Annotated in this window: 1 protein-coding gene; it reads right to left on the bottom strand. The window is 26.0% G+C overall.

Annotated elements, in window-relative coordinates; genetic code table 11:
- Positions 1-12 precede the first annotated feature (12 nt).
- The coding region (locus EYW44_RS22025) for a LysE family translocator (RefSeq protein WP_165872311.1) at positions 13-304 on the bottom strand (292 nt) is incomplete at its 5' end.

Raw genomic sequence — 304 nt, forward strand, 5'->3', positions numbered from 1 at the left:
TAGCCATTTTAACTATAACCCAATTTTATTATTCTTTTTTATTAAAGTAGATATTGAACCTGCCAAAATTGCCATGGTAGAAAAAACAACAAAAGAGACAAGAATAAAAATTCCGCCTAAAACATAAAATTGAATAAAACTTGAGATAGTCTCAGAAAATAAAAAACGAGGAAAAAAAGCTAAAAAGAATATTGTTAATTTCGGATTTAATACATTCATCCAAAAACCCGTTTTGAATAATTGTAAAGTTGTTTTAGTCTCTATATTATCAGTAGAAAAGGCAATTTTTGCATCACTCTTATAA

This window comes from Tenacibaculum sp. M341 (genome assembly GCF_004337695.1).
Lineage (GTDB): Bacteria > Bacteroidota > Bacteroidia > Flavobacteriales > Flavobacteriaceae > Polaribacter.